The organism is Thauera sp., from assembly GCF_035444905.1.
Lineage (GTDB): Bacteria > Pseudomonadota > Gammaproteobacteria > Burkholderiales > Rhodocyclaceae > Thauera.
The window spans coordinates 1-4,279 of sequence record NZ_DAOMPS010000114.1 but is presented as its reverse complement, the minus strand read 5'-3'; the positions used below and the strand labels follow the sequence as shown (position 1 = coordinate 4,279).

General features: G+C 67.7%; 3 protein-coding genes and 1 pseudogene. All 4 read right to left on the bottom strand.

The genetic code is table 11. From position 1 onward, the window contains the following. Positions 1-133 (bottom strand): annotated as a pseudogene (locus PLC66_RS22220) (branched-chain amino acid ABC transporter permease); the annotation flags it as partial. Positions 134-284: 151 nt separating this feature from the next. Further along, a complete protein-coding gene (locus PLC66_RS22215) occupies positions 285-1,439 on the bottom strand; it encodes an ABC transporter substrate-binding protein (protein WP_324544364.1) in 1,155 nt (384 codons plus the stop codon). A 76-nt stretch (positions 1,440-1,515) separates the two neighbouring features. Next, positions 1,516-2,463, bottom strand: a complete 948-nt coding sequence (locus tag PLC66_RS22210) for a 3-carboxyethylcatechol 2,3-dioxygenase (RefSeq protein ID WP_324544363.1) — start codon at positions 2,461-2,463, stop codon at positions 1,516-1,518. Then, complete coding sequence (gene mhpA, locus PLC66_RS22205; RefSeq protein WP_324544362.1) at positions 2,463-4,187, bottom strand: bifunctional 3-(3-hydroxy-phenyl)propionate/3-hydroxycinnamic acid hydroxylase MhpA; 1,725 nt, start codon at positions 4,185-4,187, stop codon at positions 2,463-2,465. The genes PLC66_RS22210 and mhpA overlap by 1 nt, the downstream gene beginning before the upstream one ends. Positions 4,188-4,279: the final 92 nt, after the last annotated feature.

Genomic DNA, 4,279 nt, shown 5'->3' with positions numbered 1-4,279 from the left:
CGAACTCGCCCTGCTGGATGAAGATCACCCGCGTGACCGCGAACACCAGCACCAGCGCCAGCGCCAGGAGCGCGTAGATCGCGCCGTTGGTGATGCCGTCCTGGCCCAGGATCAGTGCAACACTTGAATCCATCTCGTCCTCCTTCGCTCCACCCCGCACGCAGCATGAGGCTGCCCCGCAAGCGCACCCGTAACGGGAGCGGCATGCGGCGTCTGCCGGGGGAGTGCATGGGAAATACGCGCACCTGCCTCAGGCGGCAGGCCGCGCGCATGCGTTGGGTTGCTTATTTGACGAGCGACCACTTGCCGTTGGCGACCTCGATCAGCACGACCGCCTTCGGGTCGTAGCCGCCGTGATCCTCGGCGCTCAGGGTGTAGGTGCCATTGACGCCGACCAGGCCCTTGGTGCTTTCGAGGCCCTTACGGATGCCTTCGCGGAATTCCGCAGTGCCCGGCTTGGCGGTCTTGATGGCTTCCTTCATCGCGTTTTCGAGCAGCAGCCCGGCGTCGTAGGCCGCACCGGCGAAGGTCGAGCGCGAATCGGCGCCGAGCTTGCCTTCGAGCTGCTGCAGGAAGGCCACGCCGGCGGCCTTGTTGGGGTGGCCGTCGGGCAGTTGCTCGGCGACCAGCACCGGCGCGACCGGCAGGCGCGCGCCTTCGACGTTCTTGCCGCCCAGGCGCAGGAACTCCTTGTTCGCCACCGCGTGCGACTGGTAGATCGGGCCCTTGTAGCCGCGCTCGCGCAGTGTGGTCTGCGGCAGGGCGGCCGGCGTGCCCGAGCCGCCGACGAAGACGGCGTCCGGACGGGCGGACAGCACTTTGAGCGACTGGCCGGTCACCGAGGTGTCGGTGCGGGCGTAGCGCTCGGTGGCGATGATCTTGATGCCGGCGGCCTGGGTGGTCTGGGTCAGCGCCTTCAGCAGCAGCTCGCCCCAGGAGTCGGAGAAGCCGATGAAGCCGACCGTCTTGACGCCCTTGGCCTTCATGTCCTCGACTACGCGGCCGACCATGATGTCGGCGGTGGGCTCGACGCGGAACGCCCAGGCGCGCTTGTCGGCGGCGGGGTCGATTGGCGCGATCGACAGCATCGGCACCTTGGCCTCGTTGGCGACGTCGACCATGGCCATGCCGTTGGTGATCAGGTTGGGGCCGATGATGGCGTCGACCTTGTTCTCGCCGACCAGCTTGCGGGTGTTCTTGACAGCGTTGGTCGGGTCGGTGGCGTCGTCGAGGACGATGTAGTTGATCTTCTCGTCGCCGAGGGTGGCGGGCATGAACTCGATCGCCTTGCGCGTCTCGGCGCCGAGCGAGGCGGCCGGGCCGGTGAGCGAGAACACGACGCCGACGTTGATGTCGGCCAGCGCCGGGCCGGCGGTCAGGGCGAGGGTGAGGGCGGCGAGTTGAGTCTTGATGCGGAGGGTCTTGATGCGAAGCGTCATTTTCATCTCCTGGTCTCTCTGATTGTCAGGATGTTGCGGTGTGTAGCGAAGCTGCGTCGGGGGGTGATGCGGTGGGTCATTGCGAACGGCCGCTCAGCGCGCCGAAGCCGGCGATCCACTCCGGGATCTCGCGGTAGTAGCGTTCGTCGGCCTGCCAGGCGCCGCTGCAGGCGGCGTCCATCGCCGCCACCGCCGCGACCCAGGTCTTCGCCTCGTGCGCCGAGCCACCGGCGTCGGCGGTGATGTCGGCGTTGCGGTAGGCGTCAAGCGCCGCCCAGTCGCGCGCGGCGAGCTGTTCCATGAGCTTGCGGTCCCACTCGGCGTTGAGCGGATGCAGGGTGCTGGTGCCAGCGGTGAAGGCCTCGGCGGCGGCGATCGTGCGCGCCTGGCGGGCGGCACGGGCTTCCGGCGAGGGGTTGCGGTTGCTGATCAGGCGGGCGATGACTTCCGGGTCGGTCGTGGTCGCCAGTTGCGGCACCGGCGGGTTGTGCGACAGGCCGCCGGAACCGATGAACAGCGCGCGCTGGCCCTGCGCGCGGGCGAAGCGGCCGACGGCCTCGCCGAGCAGGCGGGCACGCTGGAAGCTGACCACCGGCGGCGCCACCGAGTTGATGAAGATCGGCACCACCGGATAGCGGTCGAGGGCGCCGGTGAGCTCTTCCAGCGGCTGGGCGCAGCCGTGGTCGACCTGCATGCGGTACGAGAAGCCGAGGTCGATGCCGGCATCGACGACCGCCTGGGCGCAGGCTTCGGCAAGCGTGCGCGGCACGTTCAGTGGCCCGGCGGAGGTCTGGTAGTCACCCACTGATTCGGCCGCCATGCCGATGCAGAACTGCGGCATCAGGTCGAGGAAGAAGCCGTTGAGGTGATCCGGCCAGAACAGGTAGATCACCTCGGGGTCGAAGACCTCGACCTCCGCGCGCAGGGTTCCGACCAGCGCCGCCACTTCCTTGACGATGGCGGCCTCGGGATCGAAGTAGCCTTTCAGCGGGGTGTGCGACAGGCACTGCAGGCGGGCTTGCATCAGGCGGCTCCCTGGCTCACGTTCAGGCCCATCTTGTCGGCGATCTGGGCGAGCAGTTCGTTGATCTTGACCGGGTAGGCGAGGCCGGCGACGAAGCGGTCGGGGCGGATCACCGCCACCGCGCCCGGGTAGGTGCCAAACCATTCTTTGAGGCGCATCTGCTCGTCACCGACGACGATGGCGTCGGGGCCGATGTCGCGGTCGCGCTGAATCTGCACCACCGGCTTGACGGTGATGATGCGCCCGCCGAGGGCGGCCAGGATGTCCCGGCTCTTCTGGTTGAGCCAGAAGCTCGGATCCACGCCCCAGCACACCAGCGCGAAGCCGCTGCCGAGCACGTCGTCGAGGAGCTTGACCTCGCCGTCGCGGGTACGCACCTTGGGCTGGATGAAGAGCTTGCCGACCGGCGAGTTCTTGCCCACGCGCTTCGCGGGCATCAGACGGCCGAGCAGCGGGGTCTTGCGCGCCAGTTGACACAGCAGCTGCTTGAAGCCGGGCTCGGTGTTGACCTCGGCTTCGCTCACCACCAGGCCGGTCTCGTACTTGGGCATGGGCTTGAAGCGCATCTCGGTGAAGTAGCGCTTGGCCGGCGGCACCAGGTTGAGCGCCCAGGTGGCGAAGTCGCGCGCCGCCACCACGGCGGGATTGCGCGGCGAGAAGATGCGGCCGGCGGTGACCGACAGGTCGATCATCGCCTTGGCGTGCGGCGGGCGCTCGAACTGGTAGGTGTCGAGCAGCTTCTCGGAGGCGATGCCCTTGACCACGTAGGCGAGCTTCCACCCCAGGTTGGCGGCATCACGCATGCCGGTGTTGTAGCCCTGGCCCTGCCACACCGGCATGATGTGCGCCGCGTCGCCGGCGAGCATCACGCGGCCCACCTTCCAGCGGTCGGCAATGCGCGCGTTGTGGGTGTAGACGCGCTTGCGGATGTAGTCGAGGGTCGTGGCGTCGACACCCGGGGGCAGCACCTTGGCCATCAGCATCGCCATGTTGTGCGGCTGGGTCATTTCCTCTTCGGTCTCGTTCTCGAAGATCATGAACTCGAAGCGGCGGATCGAATCGGGTAGCGCGACCGACACATACGGACGCGAGGGATCGCAGTGCATGTAGATGTTGGGGACGCCGAGCGGGTCGTTGCGCACGTCCACCACCAGCCACTTCGAGGTGTCGGTGAAACCACCAAAGCCGACGTTGAGCGCGGTGCGGATCGGGCTGCGGCCGCCGTCGCTTCCCACCAGCCAGCGCGTGCGCAGGGTGTCGACCGTGCCGTCGCTGCGCTTGACGTCGAGGCTGACGCCCTCATTGTCCTGCTCGAAGCGCAGCACGTCGCTGCCCATGCGGACGTCGACGTTGTCGAAGCGCTTGAGGCCGTCGAGCAGCACGCGGTCGACCAGGGGCTGGTTGAAGGCGTTGCGCCGCGACCAGCCGAATTCGTCGGTGCGCGGTTCGATCGAGGCGAAGCAGCGTCCGCTCTTGGTGACGAAGCGCATCCAGTGATAGGGGGTGAGGTGCGGCAGCACCGCCTCGGCCATGCCGATGCCCTGCAGCGTGCGCAGGCACTCGTCGTCCATGCCCACGGCGCGGGGATAGTCGATGAGTTCGTCGCCGCGCTCGAGCAGGATGGTCTTGATGCCATGCAGGCCGAGCATGCTCGCGAGGCTGAGGCCGACCGGGCCGGCGCCGACGACGACGACGTCGGCATCGAAGCGGGTGTTTTCGTTCATGTTGCGGACTCCTTTGCTGTGTGGGGCCGGGCCGGATCGTCTTGTGCAGGGGCGAGGCGGTGCGGACAATTCGTGGGAGAAGCGTTTTTTAT

Excerpts from the sequence above, each read along its gene's own strand:
- PLC66_RS22215 (WP_324544364.1), bottom strand. The coding sequence starts at position 1,439 with ATGACGCTTCGCATCAAGACCCTCCGCATCAAGACTCAACTCGCCGCC.
- PLC66_RS22210 (WP_324544363.1), bottom strand. The coding sequence starts at position 2,463 with ATGCAAGCCCGCCTGCAGTGCCTGTCGCACACCCCGCTGAAAGGCTAC.
- mhpA (WP_324544362.1), bottom strand. The coding sequence starts at position 4,187 with ATGAACGAAAACACCCGCTTCGATGCCGACGTCGTCGTCGTCGGCGCC.